Raw genomic sequence first — 21,185 nt, forward strand, 5'->3', positions numbered from 1 at the left:
GGAATTTCCGGGCCGCCGCCCCCGCTGTCGCACGGGGGTGGAGCGGTCGGCGCGGCACCGCGAACGCGGCGGCGACGTAACACGCCAACCCGCCCGAACGTTGCCCTGTCGGGCTTTTCGATCGTATGATTGTCGACAATCAGCACCGTCGAGCCTGATGCCCCGCATCGCATCGCGTCGCGTCGCGTCGCCGGGGATCAGGGGGCTGCGCGTTGACAAGTTGACACGACTCGACCGACCGGCAGCGCCCGCCACGGGCGGCTGCGGCACAGCCCATCACCGCCTGCAAAGCACGATAAGTCCTATCATCGGCCGACCGCCGTCCGCGCTCAGCCGCGGCGGCCCCGCACCCGGCCTCCCGAGCCGGCCGGCCCCGGCCTCATCCCGTCTCCCGCCCGGGAACGCCCGACCCGTGTCCTCGGCGGTGCGTCACGGTGCCCAGTTAGAAAGGCCCAACCGACGATGCCCAGGTACATGACCATCAGCCTGGAGAAGCGCGGCGTCTCCTGCGTGGCCGAGCTGCTCGAGAAGGACGCCCCGCGCACCTGCGACGCGGTGTGGGACGCGCTCCCCCAGGGCAGCGACATCTACCACGCCAAGTACGCCCGCAACGAGGTCTACGCCATGGTCCCCCGGTTCGCCGCCGAGGAACCGGGCCAGGAGAACCCCACGGTCACCCCCATCCCCGGCGACGTCGTCTACTTCTCCTTCCCCGGCGGCATGCTCGACCGCCGCTTCAAGGAGGAGAAGGGCATCGACCACCTGCCCGGGGTCATCGACCTCGCCATCTTCTACGGCCGCAACAACCTGCTGCTCAACGGCGACGTCGGCTGGGTGCCGGGCAACGTCTACGCCAGCATCGTCGAGGGCCTGGGCCCCATGGCCGAGGCCTGCCACGACGTCTGGCGCTCCGGCGCGATCGGAGAGCGCCTCACCTACCGGCGGCTGGAGGACTAGCTGACAGCGCTCGCGCCTCCCCCGGGGGCCGCACACCCGCGGCCCCGAAACCGATAACACGCAGAGAAGGAGGTGAGTGACCAATGCGGACCGATCGGACCGCCGGAGAACCGGTGAGCGGCGACGAACAGGAAGAGCGGGTCCTCCTCAAGCACCCTGAGACCGCCCCCGACCCCGGCACGGACGCGAACGGGGCCACGCCTGCGGGCTCCGCCGACGTGGTGGAGCTCTCCGCCCTGGCCGAGACCCCGTGGCAGTCCGGCGTGGGCATCGTGGCCCCCTACGACTTCGCGCTGGACCGCGAGCTGTGGCGCTGGGCGCCCGACGACGTATCGCTCTACGTCACGCGGCTGCCGTTCGTGCCGGTGCCGGTGACCGTCGACCAGGCCTCGGCGCTGAGCGACGGCGACGACGTGGCGCGGGCGACCCGTAACCTGCTGGCCCCCGAACCGCTGGTCGTCGGCTACGCGTGCGCCTCGGGCAGCTTCGTGCACGGCGCCGAGGGCCAGCAGCGCCTGCGCCAGAGCATCCTGGACGCGGGCGCGCCCGCTGCGGTCACCACCTCCGGGGCGACGATCCAGGCGCTGGAGGCGCTGGACGTTCGCCGCATCGCGGTCGTCACGCCCTACGTCGACAGCGTCACCGAGCGGCTGCTGGACTTCCTGTCCGAGCACGGGGTCGAGCCCGTCTCCAGCGTCGGCCTGGGCCTGCTGGGCCACATCTGGAAGACCACCTACTCCGAGGTCGTCCAGGCGGTACGCGACGCCGACCGGCCCGACGCCGAAGCCGTGTTCATCAGCTGCACGAACGTGCTCACCTACGACATCATCGCGCCGCTCGAGCGCATGCTCGGCAAGCCGGTGATCGCCGCCAACCAGGTCACCATGTGGGCCGCGCTGCAGGCCATGGGCCGGCAGCCGGTGGCCCACGGCCAGCACCTCGTCGACGCAACCGCCCGCAGCACCGCCGCGTGACGGCCGGTTTCAACCACAGCGAGCCCCGGAAGGGCAGGTGTAGCCAGATGGCACATGTCGGGTTCCTCTACCCCGGCTACAGCGCCGAGGACGACTACCCGGTGTTCGAGGAACTGCTGGGCGGCGACGTCCGCCTGCACCTCGTGCACACCCTGATGCGCGAGGACGCCCACCGGGTCGACGCGCTGCTGGACGTGGGCGGCTCCGACGTCCTCGGCGAGGGCGCGCGCGAGCTGCGGGCGCGCGGCGTCGACGCCGCCGTGTGGGCCTGCACCAGCGGGAGCTTCGTCTTCGGCTGGGAGGGCGCCCGCGCCCAGGCCGACGCCGTGGGCGACGAGGCGGGCGCGCCGTCGTCCAGCACGTCGTTCGCGTTCGTCAACGCGCTGACCACGCTGGGCATCGGCCGTGTGGCCATCGCCGCCAGCTACCCGGAGGACGTCGCCGAGCGCTTCGTGGAGTTCCTCGGCGCCGCCGGGATCGAGGTCGTCGCGTGGGCGGGGCGGGGTATCGTCACCGCCGCCGAGGTCGGCACCCTGGAGGCCGGCGACGTGCTGGACTGGGTCGCGGCGGGCGACCACCCCGAGGCCGAGGCCGTCCTGGTGCCCGACACCGCGCTGCACAGCGCGGCGATCCTGGACACCCTGGAGGAGCGGCTGGGCAAGACCGTGCTGACCGCCAACCAGGTCAGCGTGTGGGAGGGGCTGCGCCTGGCGGGCGCCGCCGCACCCCGCGACGGGCTCGGCACGCTGTTCCGCGCAGGGGCCGGGACAGCCGCCGCGGCCGAACGCTGACAGCCGGGTGCCCGCCGCGGCGCCGCAGCGGGCACCCGTCGAACGACGGCGCGTGAGGACGAGAGGAGTACGGATGCCATGAACTCCCACAGCGGGCTCGAACCCGTGCCGCGGAGGTCCACCGCCGCGCTGATCGCCGACCAGCTCCGCTCGGCGATCATGTACGGCCACCTGGCGCCCGGCGACCAGCTGGGCGAGACGGACCTCGCGGCGCAACTGGGGGTGAGCCGCGGCCCCTTGCGCGAAGCGATGCAGCGGCTGGTGCAGGAGGGCCTGCTGCGCAGCGAACGCCACCGCGGCCTGTTCGTCCGCGAGCTCGAAGCCGAAGACGTCCGCGACATCTACGTGGCGCGCCTCGCGGTGGAGCGCGCCTCCTGCGAGCTGATCATGCGCGGCAACCGGGGCGAGGCGCTGGCGCGCCTGACCGCCTCGCTGGACCGCCTGGTCGAGGCCGCCGAGACCGGCGACCGCACCGAGATGAGCGACGCCGACCAGGCCTTCCACCAGACCCTGGTGAGCTGCTCGGGCAACCGGCGGCTGGAGCGCATGGCGCAGACCCTGCTGGTGGAGACCCGCATGTGCCTGACGGTGATGCAGGACGTCTACCCCGAGGCCGCCGAGCTCGTCGACGAGCACCAGAAGCTGCTGGACGCCATAACCGAGGGCGACGAGAAGCGGCTGCTCCGGCTCATCGAGTCGCACATGCTCGACACCGTCGATCGCATCAACACGACCGGCCGTTCACGGGTGGGCGGCGTCCCGGCGGCCGGCGACTGAGCGCCCGGCCGCGGGCCCGCCGGTCGCCGGCGGCCCGCGGCCGGAGGGAGCGGCGGACCGGTGACTGCCGGTCCGCCGGGCCGCCGGCCAGCTGGGCCGCCGTTGCGGCAGCGACGGAGCACGCGCGAGCGCCGTGCACCCCCGGTCCGCACGGGACGGCTCCGCCTCGCCCACGACCTGGCGACCTGCACGCCGAAGCGGACCGACCGCCTGGCGGCCGAGAGGCACTGAAAAAGGGGGCGCCCGCACGACGCTGCGGACGTCCCCCTGCCGTATCCGGCTCGCTCCGGCCCGCGGCTACACGCCGCCGACCCCGATGTACTTGGTCTCCAGGAACTCCTCGATGCCCACGGTCCCGCCCTCGCGGCCGAGGCCGGAGTGCTTGACGCCGCCGAAGGGCGCCGCGGGGTTGGAGACGATGCCCTGGTTCAGCCCGACCATGCCGGTCTCCAGGGCCTCCGAAACCCGCAGGGCGCGGTTGAGGTCGCGCGTGTAGAGGTAGCTGACCAGGCCGTACTCGGTGTCGTTGGCGGCCGCCAGCGCCTGGTCCTCGGTGTCGAACGAGATGATCGGGGCCACCGGGCCGAAGATCTCCGTGGTGGAGAGCTCGCTGGACTGGGGCACGTCGGCCAGCACCGTGGGGCGGTAGAAGTAGCCGTCGCCGTCGCCGGCGGAGCCCCCCACGAGCACGCGGGCGCCGCGGCCCACGGCGTCGTCGACGAGGCTCTGCACCTTCTCGCGGGCCTTGGCGTCGATCAGCGGGCCGACCTGGACGCCGTCCTCGGTGCCGCGGCCGAGCTTGAGGGCGCCCATGCGCTCGCTGAGCCTGCGGGCGAACTCCGTGGCGACACCCGACTGCACGTAGAGGCGGTTGGCCGCGGTGCAGGCCTCGCCGATGTTGCGCATCTTGGCCTGCATGGCGCCCTCGACGGCGGCGTCGATGTCGGCGTCGTCGAAGACCAGGAACGGGGCGTTGCCGCCGAGCTCCATGGAGGTGCGCAGGACCTGCTCGGCGCTCTGCTCCAGCAGCTTGCGGCCCACTCCCGTGGAGCCGGTGAAGGAGACCTTGCGGATGCGGCCGTCGCGCAGCAGCGGCTCGGTGACCCCGCCCGCGTCGGAGGTGGGCAGCACGCTGAGCACCCCCTCGGGCAGCCCGGCCTCGCGCAGGATGTCGGCCAGCGCGAGCGCGGACAGGGGCGTCTGCTGAGCGGGCTTGAGGATCATGGTGCAGCCGGCGGCGATGGCCGGGCCGATCTTGCGCGTGCCCATGGCCATGGGGAAGTTCCACGGCGTGATCAGCATGGACGGTCCCACCGGCTGGCGCATGACCAGGAAGCGCGCCTGGCCGTTGGGCGAGATGGAGTAGCCGCCCTCGATGCGCACGGCCTCCTCGGAGAACCAGCGCAGGAAGTCGGCGGCGTAGGCGATCTCGCCCTTGGCCTCGGCGAAGGGCTTGCCCATCTCCAGGGTCATCAGCAGCGCGAGGTCCTCCTGGCGCTGCATGAGCAGCTCGTAGGCGCGCCGCAGGATCTCGCCCCGCTCGCGGGGGGCGTGCTTGGCCCACGAGGGCTGGGCGGCGACGGCGGCGTCCAGAGCGGCGAAGCCGTCCTCGGTTCCGGCGTCGGCGACCTCGCACAGCACGGACCCCGTGGAGGGGTCCTCGACCTTGAACACCGCTCCGCTGCGCGCCTCGCGCCACGTGCCGCCGACGAAGAGCTGCTTGGGCACGCGCTCGACGACCTGCGTCTCCCGTTCGGCCAAGGTCATTGCGCTACATCCCCTTCTGGGCTGGTGGTAACGGTGCGTTCGCCGCACGTGCGAAGGCGCCGCGGCGAATACCTCGGGTGACGCCTTCCCAGCGGCGAGCGCGGGCTAACCGCCGCCGTCGGTGTGTTCGTTCCGGCGGCGATGCCCGGATCCGCGCGGGGGTAGGCACGGACCTGGACACCGCCTCATGTGGGATGATTCCATAGCTCTGTCGATTGTCAACAATCCTACGGAAGAGGTCTGATGATGGCTGAGCCGTCGGCCGCGCTCTCCCCCCTGCTCAAGCAGGCCACACCTGTGCTGGCGGCGCGGGGCGAAGGTGTCTACATCTACGACGAGGACGACCGCCGCTATCTCGACTTCACCGCCGGCATCGGTGTCACCAGCACCGGCCACTGCCATCCCCGCGTCGTCGAGGCCGCGCAGCGCCAGGTCGCCACGCTCGTGCACGGCCAGTACACCACGGTCATGCACCGGCCCCTCCTCCAGCTCACCGAGCGGCTGGGCGGGGTGCTGCCCGACGGCCTCGACCGGCTCTTCTACGTCAACTCCGGCAGCGAGGCCGTCGAGGCGGCGCTGCGGTTGGCGCGCCAGGCCACCGGCCGGCAGAACGCGATCGTCTTCCAGGGCGGCTTCCACGGGCGCACCATGGCGGCGGCGTCGCTGACCACCTCCGGCACCAAGATCCGCGCGGGCATCGGACCGCTGATGCCGGGCGTCGTGGTCTCCCCGTTCCCCTACGCCTACCGGCTGGGGATGAGCGAGGAGGAGGCCACGGAGTACGCCCTGCGCGAGCTGGACTACCAGCTGGCCACGGTCAGCGCGCCGAAGGACACCGCGGCGGTCTTCGTCGAGCCCGTGCTGGGCGAGGGCGGCTACGTCCCGGCGCCGGCGGCGTTCCTGCGGGGGCTGCGCGAGCGGGCCGACCAGCACGGCATCCTGCTCGTCGTCGACGAGGTGCAGACCGGCTTCGGGCGCACCGGCGCCTTCTGGGGCCACGAGCACGCGGGCATCCGCCCCGACATCACCATCATCGCCAAGGGCCTGGCCAGCGGCTTCCCGCTGTCGGGGATCGCCGCGCCGCACGAGCTGATGGAGAAGGCCTGGCCGGGGTCGCAGGGCGGCACCTACGGCGGCAACGCGGTCTCGTGCGCGGCGGCGCTGGCCACCCTCGACGTCATCGAGGACGAGGGCCTCGTCGCCAACGCCGCCGACATGGGCGCACGCCTCACGCGCGGCCTGGCGGGCGTGGCCGCCGACCACGACGTGATCGGCGACGTGCGCGGCCCGGGCCTGATGGTCGGCAACGAGTTCACCGCCCCCGACGGCTCCCCGGACACCGCGACCGCCACCCGCGCCCACAAGGCCGCGGCCGAGAAGGGCCTGCTCCTGCTCACCTGCGGCCCGCACGGCAACGTGGTCCGCATGATCCCGCCGCTCATCGTCACCGCCGACCAGATCGACCAGGCCGTCGACCTGTGGTCCCAGGCGGTGAAGGAGGCCACGGCCTGACGGACGGCCTGACGAACCAGCCCCCCATGGGGGCCTCCGCCGGGTCACCCCGGTCGGCGGAGGCCCCCATGGGACGTCCCTCACACGCCCCCGCCGCCGGCGGATAATCCGGCGAAACCGCTCCGTTCCCCGTGGTAGAGTCGTACACGTCTTCCGCAGGGAGCCCCCCGGGGACCCCGAGCGGAGGACACACAACCGAATCAGCGCTCGTAGCTCAATGGATAGAGCATCTGACTACGGATCAGAAGGTTGGGGGTTCGAATCCTCCCGAGCGCGCCGAGCTGACACAGCTAAGAAGAGCCCGACCTGCACAGACAGGCCGGGCTTTTTCGATGTTCGGAGGCTTGCGGGAGTGGTCACGCGGACCGCGTAGCACATTCATCGCACATGGCTCCGGTGCCGAGGGTGGGCGGCTACGCCGCCGGGCCGATGTTCGCGGTCGCCTTCACGCGCGCGGCGTCCATGGCTTCGGCCACCTCGTCAAGGCGGTCCGGGAAAAGGTGCCCGTACCGGTCGAGGGTCATCGTGGCCGTGGCGTGGCCGAGCATCTGCTGAACCACCTTCACATCCGCGCCCGCCGCGATGGCCAGTGACGCGGCGGTGTGCCGCAGCTTGTGCGGAGTCAGGCCGATTCGGTCGAGGCCGGCGGATTCAATGGCCTTGTCGAACTCCCGGTTGCGCCAGTTGCGCAGCCGCATCGCCGCGCCCCGATTCGTGCTGAACACCAGCGCGTCATCCGGGCGGTTCTCCACCAGCGGCTTCAACTCGTCGACGAGCGAAGGCGGGACGGGGACGGTGCGGCTCTTGCCGGTCTTGGGTGCCTGTTCGATGAGCTTGCCTTCCACCTCGGCGAAGGCGGTGACGACGCGGATGCGCCGCCCGACGAGGTCAACCCGACCCGCACGCAGCGCCGCAGCCTCGTTCCAGCGGAGGCCCGTGTAGGCGAGGAGCAGGATGAACGGGCGGTTCACGTGCGCCGAGGCGGGGACCTGGCCGTACTTGGTTCGCAGCGAGGCAGCCGCTTCGGCGAGGGCTTCCACCTGCACATAGTCGAGGTAGACGTGTTCCGCCTCACTCGACTTGGGAAGCGGAACGCCCCGCGCCGGGTTCATCGTCAGCCGCCGGGGGACGCACCAGTCCAGCACCATCGACAGCACGCCGTGCGCCCGCCTGGTCTGGGAAGCGCCAAGGTTGCTGCCGCCCTCGTCGCGCGGTTTCTGGAGTGCGGCCACCCACACGGCCACGTCTTCATTCTGAATCGCTGTCAGCGGCAGATCACCCCAGCGCGGCAGGACGTGCGCGTCCAGCAGACTCCGGTACTTCCACCAGGTCGAACGCTTGATGTCGGTGCGCGCGCCGAGCCACTTCTCCGCGATCTCGCCGAGCGTCACCTTTCCGGCCGCAGGGTCGCGGTAGGTGCCCACGCTGAGACTGTTCTGCAGGTCCGTTTGCCGACTCTCGGCGTCGACCTTCTTTGCGAAGGTGCCGCCGCTCTTCAGCCTGCCCGCAGGGTCGTAGTACCGGACCCACCACCGAGCCGGAGGGTTGCGTTTCGCGGCTTTGGCCTTTGCTGCGGCATCGCGATACGCCTTGTCGCGTGTGCGGTCGTAGATCCACACCCGAGCCATCGTGTTCTCTCCCCTGCTTCTCTACTGGGCGCAGACCCAGGACCGGACTTCATCGGGCACATAGCGCACGTATCGGCCGACGCGGTGCGAGGGCGGACCGTCGCCCTTGTAGCGCCACTCATAGAGCGTCTTCGCCGGGACACCGAGGAAGGCCGCAGCGTCGGAGACCGACCAGAGCCGGTAGGCGGCGCCGCGTTGGGGTTGGGTGTCGGATGCGGTCGCGGCGGTCGTCATGCGGCCCTTTCCGGAGTTGCCGAAAGATCGTCGGAGCGGTGTTGCCGAGCGGCGTCGAGCTGGGCGCGGCGTTTGAGCGCTTCGCCGACGGCCCGCAGGAGGCGGTGTTCGCGCGGTGGGACATCGGGGTCGGTCGGCCGGGCGAGTTCCCAGGCGTGGTCGCCGGAGGAGACCGAGGCGAGCGCGGGAGCGGCGCCGTCGCCGTGCGCCTCGTCGGGGTCGGCGTCGGGATCCACGCCCAGGGCGTCCAGGACCCAGCGCAGCCGGTCCGCCTTGTGGTCGGCGACGGTCTTGCCGGACCACTTGCGCGAGACGAGCACGCGGCGCCCGGCGTAGCCGAGGTGTTCGCGGCGGTGGGCCTTGGAGCGGCAGAAGCCCGGCACCATGCCCGCCTTGGCGTTGTCCGGTTGGATGCCGTACCGCAGCCAGTTCGCACATTTGGGCGAGCACGGCTCGAAGCGCAGGGCTTGCACGAGCCGGTCAACGTGGCGCTGTTGCGCGTCGGTCTCCACGGCGTGGCATTCGGCGATGTCTTTGGTCAGGTACTTCGCCAGGTAGCGCACGCACCGGTCGGCGTCGTCGGTGCCGGCTACTACGCCTTTGGCGTCGACCTGCGGCCCGAAGCGGACGACGTGCATCGGTTCCGCGTGAGGGTCGGCGTCGAGGTCATCGAGCGCTTGTTCCCAGGTGGGCAGGACTTCCCCGGTCGCCATGTCGACATAGCCACCGATCGACTCGTCCCAGACCGGCAGGTCCGCGCCCGCGTACACGGCCTCGTCGGCTCGGGGCCACCACACCTGGTGATAGGTCGCGGCCGCGATCTGGCGCAGCTCGGCACGTGGGATGGTGCCGCGTGTGGCCATGTGCAGGTGCGGCGCCAACCTGCGTTGCGGTTCGACGGTGGCGAAGTACTGCACGTCGAACCCGGCAACTCGGCGCAGGTTCTGCACGAACCGGTCGACGAGCTTGGAGAAGTGCAGCGCATCCCGCGCGGCCCGCCGGTAGTCGTAGGTAGACGGGTCCACCGGGGTGCCGTCCGCTTTCACTCGCCCGTAGGTGTCGCAGGTCAGCGTGAGGAAGAGCGAGGGTCGGAAGACGCGGCCCGTGGCCGGATCCTCGTAGGACCGGCCCACGGTGGTCTTGGCCATCTGCCGCTTGGGCAGATCCGGCGCGTCCTGGCGCCGCTTCGTAGAACGCACCCGACGCGAGGTGCCCGACGAGGAGGAGCCGCGCGAGACCGACCCGCGCATGCCCGAGGCGGTGATCTCGGCGTCCAGGTCGGCGATGGCCTGATCGAGCGCTGCCACCTCGTCAGGAGCACCTTCGCCCGCGTGCACGAGCCGATCCCGCTCGGCCGTCACCACAGCGCGCTGCTCGATCCACGCCCGCTGAACATCGGACGGTTCATCCGCCGTGACGGTCGGATCCTCCGCCAGGTGCCAGCCCTCTTCGCACTGGGACCGCCGGATGGATCGCTTGCGCTTAGCGCAGGCCGGGCACCGGGACTCCAACGTGGAGCCGCACGGAACATCCACGATCTCGGTCCGGCCCGTGGCGATGTCGGTCCGGCGCAGGGACACGGGCCGGATGCACACGCCCTTGTCCGCGGCGATCTGCTCGGCCGCCTCACGCGCCAGCGGTTGCGCTTGGCGTTCAGCACGTGTGGACTTACCGGTCGGGGTCGGCATCAGTCCCCCACCCCCGCAGCGGCCGGTTCAGCGGCCATGTGGTCGATGTCGGTATCGGTGACGAACGCGGCCCGTACCCGCACCGGTACCGGGGAGCCCTCCAGCTTCACGAACGCGACACCGGGAAGGTCGGGGTCGATCAGGTGGGCGTTGGCGCCACAGTCGCGTGCACCGTCGCCGAGGACCATGTCCACCTGCGACGCTTCGTCCAGCCGGAGCGCGATCTTGTCAGGGAACAGGTTGCGCAGGTTCAGCACCTCCTTGCGCGGATCCTGCAGCGCGGCCAGGACGCAGAAGCCGACCGAGCGGCCTTGACTGGTCAGCGTGGCGATCGCGTTCTCGGCGCGGCGGCGGATGTCGCGGTCGGGGTGGTAGGCGGTCAGGAACGCCACCTCGTCCAGCACCACCACCACGAACGGGTCCCGCACCGAGGGCACGTGTGTCCGTTGGCGTCCGGCGTAGCGTTCGGCGCGTTCCTGCATCGCCGAGACGGCCTCTTCCAGAAGGGACACGGCCTCGTCGGCGGCGTCGGCGTACCGGGCGAACAGGGCACGGCCGTAGGACAGCTCCATCCGCTTGGGATCGATCGCCCACACCTCGGCGGTGCCCTTGCCGATGGCCGGGACCATCGCGCGGATAGCCGACCACAGCACCGAGCCCTTACCGGCACCCGTGACACCGACCGTGAGCACGTGGGTTCCGTGTAGCCGCAGTTTCCAGGGTTCGCCGTCTTGACCGATGCCCACCGGCAGCCCCGACAGGTCCACATCCTGGGGATCGTCCGGGACGGATAGCGCGTCAATGGGATCGGCCAAGGTGTCGCGGCGCGGGAACTCCAGGATGAGGTCACGCGGCCCGCGCACCTCCACCCGGCAAGAGGGGGCGCCGAAGCCGTGCGCCAGCTCGGCCACCCGGTTCTCGAACTCGGACGGAGAAGTGCCGGCCACCAGCTTCACCCGCACCCGGTCCGCCCACGCCGAGCAGGTCACCCCGCGGATCTGCGGGAGGTACTGGCGTTCCAGGTAGGACTCGGCCAGCCCGGAGACGACGAGGACGGGCTGCCAGTGGCGCCGGTAGATCCAGAACCGGCGCCAAGTGGCCAGCACCCGCAGCGCCACGTGTGCCTTGAACGAGTGCGGCCAGCGGCGCCACCACACGAGAAGGCCGAGGTCGAGGACCGTCCACAGCACCGCCAGCCCGAGCCAGCCGAAGCCGAGGTAGGCACCCACCGAGACGGCCACAGCGGCGACCGAGACCGGGAACTGGAAAGGCAGCAGCACCAGCGCGCGGATGATGCGCCAGAGCCAGCCGGTCAGGAGGAAGATGCCGGGTGTCTCGACTACGGGCGTGGTGAAGCGGATGGTCTGGGCGGGTACCGGGGCGGTGGGCTGGACCTGGGTGGCGCCCGCCTTGGAGCTGCGCAGCATCACCGACCACCCCCGGACTCGGTTTCGTCGGTGGAGCGGAGTGCGGCCAGTTCGGCGCGTGCCTCGTCGGCGACGGCGCGGGTTTCGGTGTCGTCGGTCTGGTCGGCGATGCGGTCGAGGATGGAGGACTTCCAGGCCAGCAGCGCCGCATCCGGGCGCGGGGCGGAACCGTTGAAGGCGGCGGTGCGGTGGGCGCGCACGGCGTCCATGAACGCGGTGATCTCGCGCAGGCTGACCCGCGCAGGCTGACCGGACATACTGAAGGCACACCTCTTCCGTGGTCTTGAGCGAGGACACGAGGGGCTGAAGGGACGGCCGAAGGTGTTGGCGCACCAGGCCGCCCCGCTTACACGTGCGAGCCGGTCAGCCCGCATCCTTGGATCCCGAGGCACCCGCACCGGCAGCGGCCGGAGCCTTGCGGGAGGCGGCGCCGTTGCCGCCCGGCGTCTTCACCCCGCGTGCCCGAAGCGAGTACGCGACGCGGGGACGCCTCCCGGAGTCGTCCACGTAGGGCATGACCGACATCTGCTCGAACTCGACGGGCCGGAAGGGCAGGCCGGGCACCTCGTCGGGCAGGGTCGGGCAGTGCTCGGCGGCCACCTTGACCTTGACCGACTTCTGCTTGCCGCGGGCTTCCGGGTCGGCGTCGATCACGTCGACCGCCCACAGCGGCAGGCCCGTGTTCTTGTCGAGCTGGGGACGCTTGGTCTCGAAGTCGGTGATCTGCTCCACGCCGAGGGCGTAGGCGCCGTGCGGGAACACCGTCCCGAACTCGATCGGCAGCGCACCCTGAATAGCCATGGCATTCTCCTCAACGTCTCAAACGGTCAACCACTCGTCCGATCAAGTGGATGCCTGCAATGTAGCCTACCGAACTCGACCGATCAAGTGGTTAAGCCGGGTGTGAGTGCGTCGCGTCAGGTCGCGGGATAGCTGTCCTCAAGTTCATGCAGGTCACCAGGAAGCACGATGTCCGCAACCGCCACGACATCGCCGCCGGCATCGAAGACACTGGCGAGGATGCCCAGCACCGGAGTCCCCTCGTCGGAGGAGCCCAGCAGCTCGCGTTCATCGGCTGTCGCCAATCGCGCTGAAAGACGTTCCACGATGCGCGCGGGACGGATCTGTTTGACGGCCTGGAGGTGTTCACGTGCGCCGATCGCGATCACGTCGGTTGCACCCAGGTCGGTACCCGAGGCGACATCGAGCGGGAACCACAGCGTCACCAGCTCGCTCGGCGCGCCCTCGTCGGAGATGACCCGCTGACGCATGATGACCGGCGAACCCTGCGGGACGTTCAATACCTCGGCGACCGCCGCCGGTGCATCGGCGCGCCCGGCACGGGTGATCGTGGTGTCGGCGGCGTTCTCGGGGGCGTCGAAGGCGCTTGCACCGGCGCGCGAGCGCTCGTTCGCCTGGGCGGGGATGCCTTTGACGAAGGACCCGCGCCCGTGCTCCCGCTCGATCCACCCGTGCATACTCAGGATCTGCAACGCGCGTACGACCGTGCTGCGGCCGGACCCGAACTCGCGGACCAACTGCGATTCGGAGGGCAGCATTTGCCCCACGGGATAGGTCCCGTCCTCGATGCGGGCTTGGATGGCCTGCACAATGCGGGCGTACTTGGGCGGAGCGAACTCCAGGCTCGACATCACAACCGTCCGGTGACTCTAGTACTCGTCTGGTCAAGCAGCATACGGGTGAGGGTTTCGGCCTGTCACCGCCGGGGCAGCACAAACGCCCACCACAGCGGCACGGCGGGGGAAGCGGCGCGCGACGACACGGCGCCCTCGGGGGAGGGTGTGCGGCCCGACTCGGCCAGGTCAGCGAGAGTGAGCCGCACACCCGCGAACGCGCGGACCGGTGGGAAGGCCGTTATCAGGGCTACCGGCCGCGCGGGCTCACCTACTGGGGCGGCGGGAACTCGTTCCAGTACACGCCGTCACCGATCTCGAAGAGCCGTTCGGACACCCACGGGGAGGACAGCAGCGACCGCGCCGAGCGCCCAGCACGCGCCGGGGGATCCTCCAACTGCTGTATGAACCGCTCGACGTCGGGCTCGATCAGCGTCGGTGCGTGGTCGGCGTGGCGGTCAACGGCCGTGGCGAGCCACAGGTGTTCGGTACGCCGAATCGTCCAGCGCTCGCCGTAGCGCGAGCGCAGCAACGCCAGCAGCGGGTCTTTCGGGATGCTCATACCAGCACCACCCCACCGGCCCCAGCCAGAGCGACGGCAGAAGCGCGGCGGCGTTCTTCGCGCCGAGCCCGTTCGGCCGCTTCGCGTTCGCGCATACGGCGCTCGTGGACGAGTACGTAGGGGCGGACGTAGGAGGCCCGAGCGTGGCGGGGCCGGTAGTAGTACGCGGGAGGCGGCGCTAGCCTTGTCATCGTTCCACCTGTCTTAGTCAGGTTGGGACCACGCCCCCGGAGTGTTCGCGCACTCGCGGGGGTCACTTGTCGCGAGTCATGCGGCGGCGGTAATCACGCCGGTACCTGCGCAGGCGCTACAACGCACGGAGCGCACGACGGCGGGAACACCCGACTTCGGACCCACGACGACCAGTCGGCGCGGACGCACGGTCTTGCGTCCTCGTCCACGGCAGGAACGGCACTGGTCGGCTGGGCGCGCATCACTCATAAGGCAAGGATCTAAGGGATGCCGGGACCTTTCCCATGTCCCGTTGCCGCCTCAGTACTGAACTTTCGCTGCACTTAACCCCTGTCCGTGCAGCAAGGGCGCTGTCAGACTGTGGCCATGGCACAACTGAACGGCGCGCCGGCCACGCCCAGCGATCTTCAGACACTCGCGCTGGTCAACTATGGCCACTTCACTTCGATGCGTGTGGACGACCAGCACATTCGCGGACTTTCGCACCACTTGGACCGACTCGTCAAGGACTGCCGACAGGTCTTCGCGGCGGATCTGGACCGGGATCGCGTCCGCGAATTCGTGCGAACGGCCGTAGCGGACGAAAGCGGATCTTTCGTTGTTCGCGTCACGATCTTCGACCCTCAGTTGGAAATGGGCCATCCCGGTAGCGACGCCGATCCGCACGTCCTGGTGACCACGCGCCCGGCGGTCGCTCTTCCGCCGTCGCCGATGCGAGCGAAAAGCGCCGTCTATGCGCGCGATATGCCATTGGTGAAGCACATCGGGTTGTTCGGGCAGCTCCGCCACCGGCGCACCGCACAGCTCAGCGGATTCGACGACGCGGTGTTCGTCGACACGGCCGGGTTCGTATCCGAAGGAGCGACGTGGAACATCGCGTTCTTCGACGGCGAAAACGTGATGTGGCCCGATGCCGATGTACTTCCCGGCGTCACCATGCGACTTCTGCAGCAGGTGCACGAGCAGACGATCAACGCCCCCGTGAACCTCAGCAATCTCGGCGGCATGGAAGCGGCGTTCGCCACGAATACGAGCGTCGGCGTCCGACCGGTGATTTGTATCGACGGAACCGAGTTCCCAGGCGACCACACCGTGTTCGCCGACCTGCGCAAGGAATACGAAGAGATTCCCCCGGAACGGCTCTGACCGAGTCTCTCACCCCCAGGAGGAGAGGATCGATGACCACCCCGACCATCAAGATATGGTCCGGCCGTGAGGTCCGCGCACTCCGAGAAGCCAAGCGGATGAGCATACGCGCATTCGCTGCCCACCTCGGCGTCAGTGAGCGCATGGTTTCGAAATGGGAGAAGAACGGGAAGGACATCCACCCTCGTCCCGTGAATCAGCAAGCTCTGGACACATCCCTTGCCGCCTCCAGCGCGGACGTGCAAGCACGCTTCGAGAGCCTCGTCGGTCCGATGGCGACCAATCAGCCGACTGATTCAGCGAGGGAGGAACAGGCGGGTTCCGAACCCGCCCCCTTGCCCACCGACGAGCCCCACCAATTGCGGCATCCCGTCGACGGAAAGCTCATGGCCCTCGTTGAGGCGGGCGTTTATCTCGCAGGCGATAGCGACGAGCCGGTGTTCCTGCCCGCCTTCTACATCGACGTGTTTCCGACGACCAATGCCGACTACTCGCGGTTCATCGCCGCGACGGGGCATCCGGCCCCGGAGGGATGGCAGGACGGGAACCCGCCGGCCGATCTGAACGACCATCCGGTCGTGTTCGTCACGTGGAAGGACGCGGCCGCATACGCAAGTTGGTCCGCGAAGTCGCTCCCGACGAGCCAGCAGTGGGAGAAAGCGGCCCGAGGAACCCGCGGCGACGTCTACCCCTGGGGCAGCCAGCGCACCCCCGCCAAGTGCAACGTCCGTGAGAGCGGAATGGGCGCAACGACCCCGGTCAACCGCTACCACAGCGGCGTCAGCCCGTACGGAATCTACGACATGTGCGGCAACACCTGGGAATGGTGCTCAACGGAGTCCGAGCCCGACCGCTACGAGCTGAAGGGCAGCGCGTTCACGAGCCCCTTCATGCGCGCAGCACCCGCCATCTTCAATGACGCCTCGTCCGAGATGCTCGACGACGACACCGGTTTCCGGTGTGCAACGCCAGCGGACACCATGCAGGCGCTGCTCAAGATCAACGGCTGATCAACCTTACCAATAGAAATATCTTGCATTTCTCGGGCACTGGATCAAGTCCTGCGATAACACTGCAAGAGAATAACGAGGTGCCATTTGGAGACAAGGCCACAGAATCCGCCGCAGAGGCATACAGAGGCGTCCTATCTGAGGAAGTCCTGAACGCCGCCTACGAGATGCTAGATAAATGCATTGACAATAATTTTGGCGGCTTGACTCAGCTGGCTTCCTTCGCAAATCAAGCCGCATGGAGTCTTCAAGCAAACGACAGGCCTGCGTCTCTGGTGTTTTCATGGAGCGTGTGCGAAGCGGTTATTTCAGAAAAGTGGGAGCACTATCTACGGCGAGAACGACGCAACCCTGGGTTCGAGCCACCTAATAGAGAAAGAAGGAATAGACTCACAAGGCAGAACGTTTCCACCGTCACCGAATTTCTTAATCTTGCGGACGTCATCGATAACAACACTCTAGACAGACTAGAGGCAGCGAGAAACACAAGGAATAGATGGATTCACCAAAGAAGGAACCCATCTCGTGGTTCTTGTCATGAATCAATCGATCTTGCTTGCGTACTGATAAGTGAGTATCTCGGACCTAGTGTGCTCGTGGCGGTAGGAGACTGAGTTGTAGTCCAATCACACTAGGGTCAGAGCCACGGCAACCAACGCGTCGTCTTGTGGTCTGCAAGAACGTCCTATGGCATCCGGCGTTCTGGGTCCCGAGGCACTCGGTCGCGCGACCCTGACTGTCTCGGGTGCCGGCACCAGCGCGACCGAGCACCTCGGACCGGGACCGTGGTTGCTCGCGGCTGGGGTTGCTGGGGCGGCGGCACCGTTGGGCGTCAGCCCGACCCCGACTATGGTCGGCCTATCGGTTGCCCGCCCATATCGGCGTTGCACACTGCCGGATGAGCGCCGAGCCTCACGTGCCGAAGGCGCTGGTGAGCCCCAGGACGGCCACCTGCCCGCATCGCACATTCATCGCACATGGCGTCAGGACGCGGCCGGAAACACCGAGAAGCGGCGAGCACTCCCCGTCCACGTCAGCGCGCTACGCGGCGCCTCCCCGCAGGCGGGTGGGCGCAGCCGTTACAACAGAAGGTTGGGGGTTCGAATCCTCCCGAGCGCGCCGCAGGTCACAGACCTGAACGAAGGCCCTGAGCAGGGGAAATCCGGCTCGGGGTCTTCGTTGTTGTGTACGGCTGTATGCGGCGGAGCCGGTGGGCTACCGCTGTGCTGAATGTGTGCTGAAGTTCTGAGTGCCGAGTCTGCACGCAGCGTGCGCAGTCGGCACCGCCAAAAATCCCTTGGTCATCGGGCGGCTCCGACGGGTGGGGCCCGGCGCCGTACAGCGCGCGAGGGATCCAGAGCCCCTTCCGAGGAGTGTTGCGGCCGATGTGATGGAACTCTGCGCAGCGGCAAGAGTCGTGGCCGAGGACCCGGTACACGGATATGCGGCCTGCGGCAGTGCCCCCGGGAACGTGCGCGGGACTCTCCTCACCGGACCGGCGCAGGCGCGCGCAGCGCGGTGGATCCGGGCGGCCCGGCGAGTATCTGCGGACCCGCTTGCCGAAATGGTCCTGCGGACGCACGGCCCCAACCCCCGGACGACTTATATGGCCCGGCGCCGGGGCCGCGACGCGGACACCGGGACATGCCTTCGAAGTCCGAGCTGTGCGGCGGGCTGCTCGCTGAGACTCGATGGTCCTGACAGCATGGGAATCCTCGGAGCAGCCATGCGGCCCGGGATGTGGAGAACGGCTTATCGGCTCCGTCTCAGAGGTGGATGCGGCCACCGTGGCCGCACCGAGCGAAGGAGGTCCAGCGTGGCGATCCAGCGGATGGACAACGTACTCATCGTGGTCGACGATCTTGAAGCCGTTGTTGCGTTCTTCGTCGAACTGGGCATGGAGTTGGAAGGCAAGGTGCCGCTCGAAGGGCGCTGGGCGGAACGCGTCATCGGGCTCGAAGACGTCCGGCAGGACATCGCCATGCTGCGGACCCCGGACGGCCACGGACGGGTAGAGCTGGCGAAGTTCCACCGGCCGCAGGCCATCAGCCCCGAGCCGAAGGACGCGCCGGCGAACACGCTGGGCATCCGCCGCATCATGTTCGCGGTCGACGACATCGAGGATGTGATCGCCCGCCTGCGCGCCCACGGCGCCGAACTCGTGGGCGAGCTGGAGCGGTTCGAGGACAGCTATCGGCTCTGCTACGTCCGCGGCCCCGAGGGCATCATCGTCGGACTGGCCGAGCAGCTCAGCTGAAGGCCGTCGCGTTCGGCGCGGGGATCCTGGTGGCGTTCGGCGGCGTTTTCCTCTAACGCTGGCTGCCCACCGCCCGCCGCGGCCAGAGCCTGGGCAAGCGGATCGTCGGCATCCGCGTCGTCTCCCGCGCCACAGGCGAGGCCCCCTCCGGGAAGCAGGCGGCCAGCCGCGAAGGGGTCTTCGTCGCGCTCTACCTGACCTGCATGATCGGCCAAGTCGTCAGCATCGTCATGGCGTACAACGACGAGCGCACCTTCCGCAGCCTGCAGGATCGCGCCTCCGGCACCCGGGTGATCACAGGCAACCCGCCGACGCACCCGTAATCCCCGCATCCCGGCAGAGGCCTCGGGCCGTTCGGCAGCCTCTCCGTCCGCCTCCCGACCTCCGCTTACAGACGGTTGCCGATGCAGTCTCGGGGTAGCGGAATCCGGGTCGGCGAAGCCGCGCCGAGGCGTGCCCCGCGCGCGGGACGGTCCCGCCGACCTCGTCGGGACGGGGAGGACCGCCTCGCAGAGCCGCCGCCTAGGCCGAAGCGCTGGACGGCGAGTGCCGCAAGCGCCCGCCCCGCCGTAGCGGTCCGCGTTCCGGCGAGGACCGGCCGCGCCGGGTCGGGCGGGCTGCGGCAGCGTCGTAGGGGGCGGTGGGGCCGCCCACGCAAACCGGATAGGGGGACCGACGATGGCCGGAAGCCACCACCGGAATTCCCAGGACGCGCCCGCGAGCCCGGAGGCGTCGGCGCCGACCGAACTGCCCAAGCGCTCGTGGATCGGGGCTCTGCGGCGCACCTTCGGCGAGTTCCGCAGAGACAACCTGACCGATCTCGCCGCCGCGCTGACCTACTACGGGCTCCTGTCGATCTTTCCCGCGATCCTGGTCCTGGTCTCGCTCCTGGGGTTCGCCGGGCAGTCGGCGACGCAAGCGCTGACCGACGGCCTCTCCGCGGCACCCGCCGATGTGGCCGGCTTCCTCACCACGATCATCGAGAACATGCAGCGCAACCGGGCCTCGGCCGGGATATTCGGGTTGATCGGCCTGGCCGTCGCGCTCTGGTCGGCCTCCGGATACATCGCGGCCTTCATGCGCGCCTCCAACGTCGTCTACGACGTCCCCGAGGGGCGCCCCATCTACAAGACCCTGCCGATCCGGGTCGGGGTCACGCTGCTCATGGTGATCCTGCTGACCGCGGCGGCGGTGGCGGTCGTCGTCACCGGCGGCCTCGCCGAGCAGGCCGGGCGGCTGCTGGGCCTGGGGCCCGTCGCCGTCTTGGCATGGCGCATCGCGAAGTGGCCGGTGCTGCTCCTTGTCGTCGTATTCATGATCGCCCTGCTCTACTGGGCCTCCCCGAACGCCAAGCGGGGGTTCCGCTGGGTCAGTGGGGGCAGTGTGCTGGCCGTCGTGATCTGGCTGCTGGCCTCGGGCGCGTTCGCGTTCTACGTCGCGAACTTCGCCTCCTACAGCAACACCTACGGCAGCATGGCGGCGGTGGTCATCTTCCTCGTATGGCTGTGGATCACCAACATCGCGGTCCTGCTCGGCGAGGAGTTCAACGCCGAGATCGAACGCGGCAGGGCACTTGCGGCAGGGCGGCCCGAGGGCGAGGAGCCCTTCGTCGAGATGCGCGACGTGCCCAAGAAGGAACGTGGGCCCAGCGGCGCCGCGGGCGGCCGGCACAGCGGAACGTCGTCATCCAGCGGGCCGTCGAAGCACGGCCGCCGCTGAGACACACGGCCCTCCGCACTCGCAGCCACCATGGCTGAACAACTGCTCGATGTCGGCCGGGCCACCCGCGGTAGGGGCTTCCCGCCGCAATATTCTAGTACCAGAATACCGACGGGAACTGACCCGCGCTGAGCTGACCGTCCTGGGTCTGCTCGTCGAACGTCCTCGGCACGGCTACGACCTGGAGCAGGTGATCGAGCGCCGAGGCATCCGGCAGTGGACGGACATCGGCTTCTCGTCGATCTACTACGTGCTCACCAAGCTGGAGAGGCGCGGCCTGGTCCAGGTCCAGGTGCCCGAGGCGCCCTCTGCGGCGAAGTCGCGCCGCGTCTTCCAGGCCACCCCTGCCGGACGCGAGGCCGCGAGGCTCAACGCGCTCGCTCTCATCGAGGAACCGCGCCCGGTAGCGCACCCGCTTCTGATCGGCGTCGCCAATCTCCCGCTCCTCTCGGAGCAGGAGTACGCCCAGGCGCTGCGCACCAGGCTCGCGCAGGTCGAGGACCGCATCACCGCTGTCCGCGAAGCGCAGCAGGGGCAGGCTCCCCTCCCGCTGCCGGCGCGCGAGGTGTTCTGGTGTTCTCCTATTCGCTGAGCCTCCTCGAGACGGAAAGGTCGTGGCTCGCCGGCCGAGTCCAGGTGGTGCCCGATGACGGACGCCCCTGATCCCGCACCGTCGAGGAGGGGGTGCGGACTCCGCTGGCGCTGGCCGCTGCCGATACGGCTCCCGAGCCCAACGGCGGGTTCTTCAGCGACTCCCGTCCGGTCGCACCGTCGGCCCTGGCAGGTGACGACGAGCTCGCCCGCCTCGTCTGCGAGCGAACGGCCCGCCTGCTGGAGACCGCTCCGCTCGCATGAGCGGGCACCGGCGGTGGCGCATTACCAGCGGTTACGCGACGGCGTTTGCCCTCGG

General features: G+C 69.3%; 22 protein-coding genes and 1 tRNA gene. 13 read left to right on the forward strand and 10 right to left on the reverse strand.

Going from position 1 to position 21,185, the window contains the following annotated elements:
- Window positions 1–474: 474 nt before the first annotated feature.
- The 4 genes from ABD284_RS05410 to ABD284_RS05425 all read left to right on the forward strand — a co-directional run bounded on the left by ABD284_RS05410 (window position 475) and on the right by ABD284_RS05425 (window position 3,499).
- Window positions 475–957 carry a DUF3830 family protein gene (locus ABD284_RS05410; protein WP_344141491.1) on the forward strand — a complete coding sequence of 161 codons (483 nt, stop codon included), beginning with the start codon at window positions 475–477 and terminating at the stop codon, window positions 955–957.
- Between the two features lie 83 nt (window positions 958–1,040).
- Window positions 1,041–1,931: a maleate cis-trans isomerase family protein gene (locus ABD284_RS05415; protein ID WP_344141289.1), complete on the forward strand. Its 891-nt coding sequence runs from the start codon at window positions 1,041–1,043 to the stop codon at window positions 1,929–1,931.
- A gap of 47 nt (window positions 1,932–1,978) precedes the next feature.
- On the forward strand, window positions 1,979–2,722 hold the full coding sequence (locus ABD284_RS05420; protein WP_344141290.1) for a maleate cis-trans isomerase family protein: 744 nt from the start codon (window positions 1,979–1,981) through the stop codon (window positions 2,720–2,722).
- A gap of 78 nt (window positions 2,723–2,800) precedes the next feature.
- On the forward strand, window positions 2,801–3,499 hold the full coding sequence (locus tag ABD284_RS05425) for a GntR family transcriptional regulator (RefSeq protein ID WP_344141291.1): 699 nt from the start codon (window positions 2,801–2,803) through the stop codon (window positions 3,497–3,499).
- Window positions 3,500–3,796: 297 nt separating this feature from the next.
- Here the strand turns inward: ABD284_RS05425 and ABD284_RS05430 are convergent, their stop codons facing one another.
- The gene (locus tag ABD284_RS05430) at window positions 3,797–5,266 is read right to left on the reverse strand and encodes an NAD-dependent succinate-semialdehyde dehydrogenase (protein ID WP_386699719.1); all 1,470 of its coding nucleotides are present in this window, start codon (window positions 5,264–5,266) and stop codon (window positions 3,797–3,799) included.
- Between the two features lie 246 nt (window positions 5,267–5,512).
- Here ABD284_RS05430 and ABD284_RS05435 point away from each other — a divergent pair, with 246 nt between their 5' ends.
- Window positions 5,513–6,778 (forward strand): aspartate aminotransferase family protein, encoded by a 1,266-nt coding sequence (locus tag ABD284_RS05435; RefSeq protein WP_344141292.1) that lies wholly within the window; start codon window positions 5,513–5,515, stop codon window positions 6,776–6,778.
- A gap of 203 nt (window positions 6,779–6,981) precedes the next feature.
- Window positions 6,982–7,054 (forward strand) — tRNA-Arg (locus ABD284_RS05440).
- A gap of 137 nt (window positions 7,055–7,191) precedes the next feature.
- Here ABD284_RS05440 and ABD284_RS05445 read toward each other — a convergent pair.
- The 9 genes from ABD284_RS05445 to ABD284_RS05485 all read right to left on the reverse strand — a co-directional run bounded on the left by ABD284_RS05445 (window position 7,192) and on the right by ABD284_RS05485 (window position 14,142).
- On the reverse strand, window positions 7,192–8,406 hold the full coding sequence (locus ABD284_RS05445) for a tyrosine-type recombinase/integrase (protein WP_344141293.1): 1,215 nt from the start codon (window positions 8,404–8,406) through the stop codon (window positions 7,192–7,194).
- A 21-nt stretch (window positions 8,407–8,427) separates the two neighbouring features.
- Entirely contained in the window at window positions 8,428–8,640 is a 213-nt protein-coding gene (locus ABD284_RS05450) for a helix-turn-helix transcriptional regulator (protein ID WP_344141294.1), read from the reverse strand.
- Entirely contained in the window at window positions 8,637–10,328 is a 1,692-nt protein-coding gene (locus ABD284_RS05455; RefSeq protein WP_344141296.1) for a replication initiator, read from the reverse strand. The genes ABD284_RS05450 and ABD284_RS05455 overlap by 4 nt, the downstream gene beginning before the upstream one ends.
- A complete protein-coding gene (locus tag ABD284_RS05460) occupies window positions 10,328–11,755 on the reverse strand; it encodes a cell division protein FtsK (protein ID WP_344141298.1) in 1,428 nt (475 codons plus the stop codon). The genes ABD284_RS05455 and ABD284_RS05460 overlap by 1 nt, the downstream gene beginning before the upstream one ends.
- Window positions 11,755–12,012 (reverse strand): hypothetical protein, encoded by a 258-nt coding sequence (locus ABD284_RS05465; protein WP_344141299.1) that lies wholly within the window; start codon window positions 12,010–12,012, stop codon window positions 11,755–11,757. Before ABD284_RS05465 ends, ABD284_RS05460 begins: the two co-directional genes overlap by 1 nt.
- 106 nt (window positions 12,013–12,118) lie before the next feature.
- Window positions 12,119–12,556 carry a plasmid replication, integration and excision activator gene (locus tag ABD284_RS05470; RefSeq protein WP_344141300.1) on the reverse strand — a complete coding sequence of 146 codons (438 nt, stop codon included), beginning with the start codon at window positions 12,554–12,556 and terminating at the stop codon, window positions 12,119–12,121.
- Window positions 12,557–12,672: 116 nt separating this feature from the next.
- Window positions 12,673–13,407, reverse strand: a complete 735-nt coding sequence (locus ABD284_RS05475; protein ID WP_344141301.1) for a GntR family transcriptional regulator — start codon at window positions 13,405–13,407, stop codon at window positions 12,673–12,675.
- A gap of 253 nt (window positions 13,408–13,660) precedes the next feature.
- On the reverse strand, window positions 13,661–13,951 hold the full coding sequence (locus ABD284_RS05480) for a hypothetical protein (RefSeq protein ID WP_344141302.1): 291 nt from the start codon (window positions 13,949–13,951) through the stop codon (window positions 13,661–13,663).
- A complete protein-coding gene (locus ABD284_RS05485) occupies window positions 13,948–14,142 on the reverse strand; it encodes a hypothetical protein (protein ID WP_344141303.1) in 195 nt (64 codons plus the stop codon). Before ABD284_RS05485 ends, ABD284_RS05480 begins: the two co-directional genes overlap by 4 nt.
- A gap of 367 nt (window positions 14,143–14,509) precedes the next feature.
- Between ABD284_RS05485 and ABD284_RS05490 the strand changes: the two genes are divergently transcribed.
- The 7 genes from ABD284_RS05490 to ABD284_RS05520 all read left to right on the forward strand — a co-directional run bounded on the left by ABD284_RS05490 (window position 14,510) and on the right by ABD284_RS05520 (window position 21,130).
- On the forward strand, window positions 14,510–15,289 hold the full coding sequence (locus ABD284_RS05490) for an aminotransferase class IV family protein (RefSeq protein WP_344141304.1): 780 nt from the start codon (window positions 14,510–14,512) through the stop codon (window positions 15,287–15,289).
- A 32-nt stretch (window positions 15,290–15,321) separates the two neighbouring features.
- The gene (locus tag ABD284_RS05495) at window positions 15,322–16,299 is read left to right on the forward strand and encodes an SUMF1/EgtB/PvdO family nonheme iron enzyme (protein WP_344141306.1); all 978 of its coding nucleotides are present in this window, start codon (window positions 15,322–15,324) and stop codon (window positions 16,297–16,299) included.
- Between the two features lie 1,831 nt (window positions 16,300–18,130).
- The gene (locus ABD284_RS05500; RefSeq protein WP_344141493.1) at window positions 18,131–18,556 is read left to right on the forward strand and encodes a VOC family protein; all 426 of its coding nucleotides are present in this window, start codon (window positions 18,131–18,133) and stop codon (window positions 18,554–18,556) included.
- Window positions 18,557–18,618: 62 nt separating this feature from the next.
- Window positions 18,619–18,879 carry an RDD family protein gene (locus ABD284_RS05505; RefSeq protein ID WP_344141494.1) on the forward strand — a complete coding sequence of 87 codons (261 nt, stop codon included), beginning with the start codon at window positions 18,619–18,621 and terminating at the stop codon, window positions 18,877–18,879.
- A 355-nt stretch (window positions 18,880–19,234) separates the two neighbouring features.
- A complete protein-coding gene (locus ABD284_RS05510; RefSeq protein WP_344141307.1) occupies window positions 19,235–20,275 on the forward strand; it encodes a YihY/virulence factor BrkB family protein in 1,041 nt (346 codons plus the stop codon).
- Window positions 20,276–20,324: 49 nt separating this feature from the next.
- Window positions 20,325–20,867 carry a PadR family transcriptional regulator gene (locus ABD284_RS05515; protein ID WP_344141308.1) on the forward strand — a complete coding sequence of 181 codons (543 nt, stop codon included), beginning with the start codon at window positions 20,325–20,327 and terminating at the stop codon, window positions 20,865–20,867.
- 92 nt (window positions 20,868–20,959) lie between these two features.
- The gene (locus ABD284_RS05520) at window positions 20,960–21,130 is read left to right on the forward strand and encodes a hypothetical protein (RefSeq protein WP_344141310.1); all 171 of its coding nucleotides are present in this window, start codon (window positions 20,960–20,962) and stop codon (window positions 21,128–21,130) included.
- Window positions 21,131–21,185 lie beyond the last annotated feature (55 nt).

The organism is Streptomonospora arabica (assembly GCF_039531585.1).
In the GTDB taxonomy this organism is placed as follows: domain Bacteria; phylum Actinomycetota; class Actinomycetes; order Streptosporangiales; family Streptosporangiaceae; genus Streptomonospora; species Streptomonospora halophila.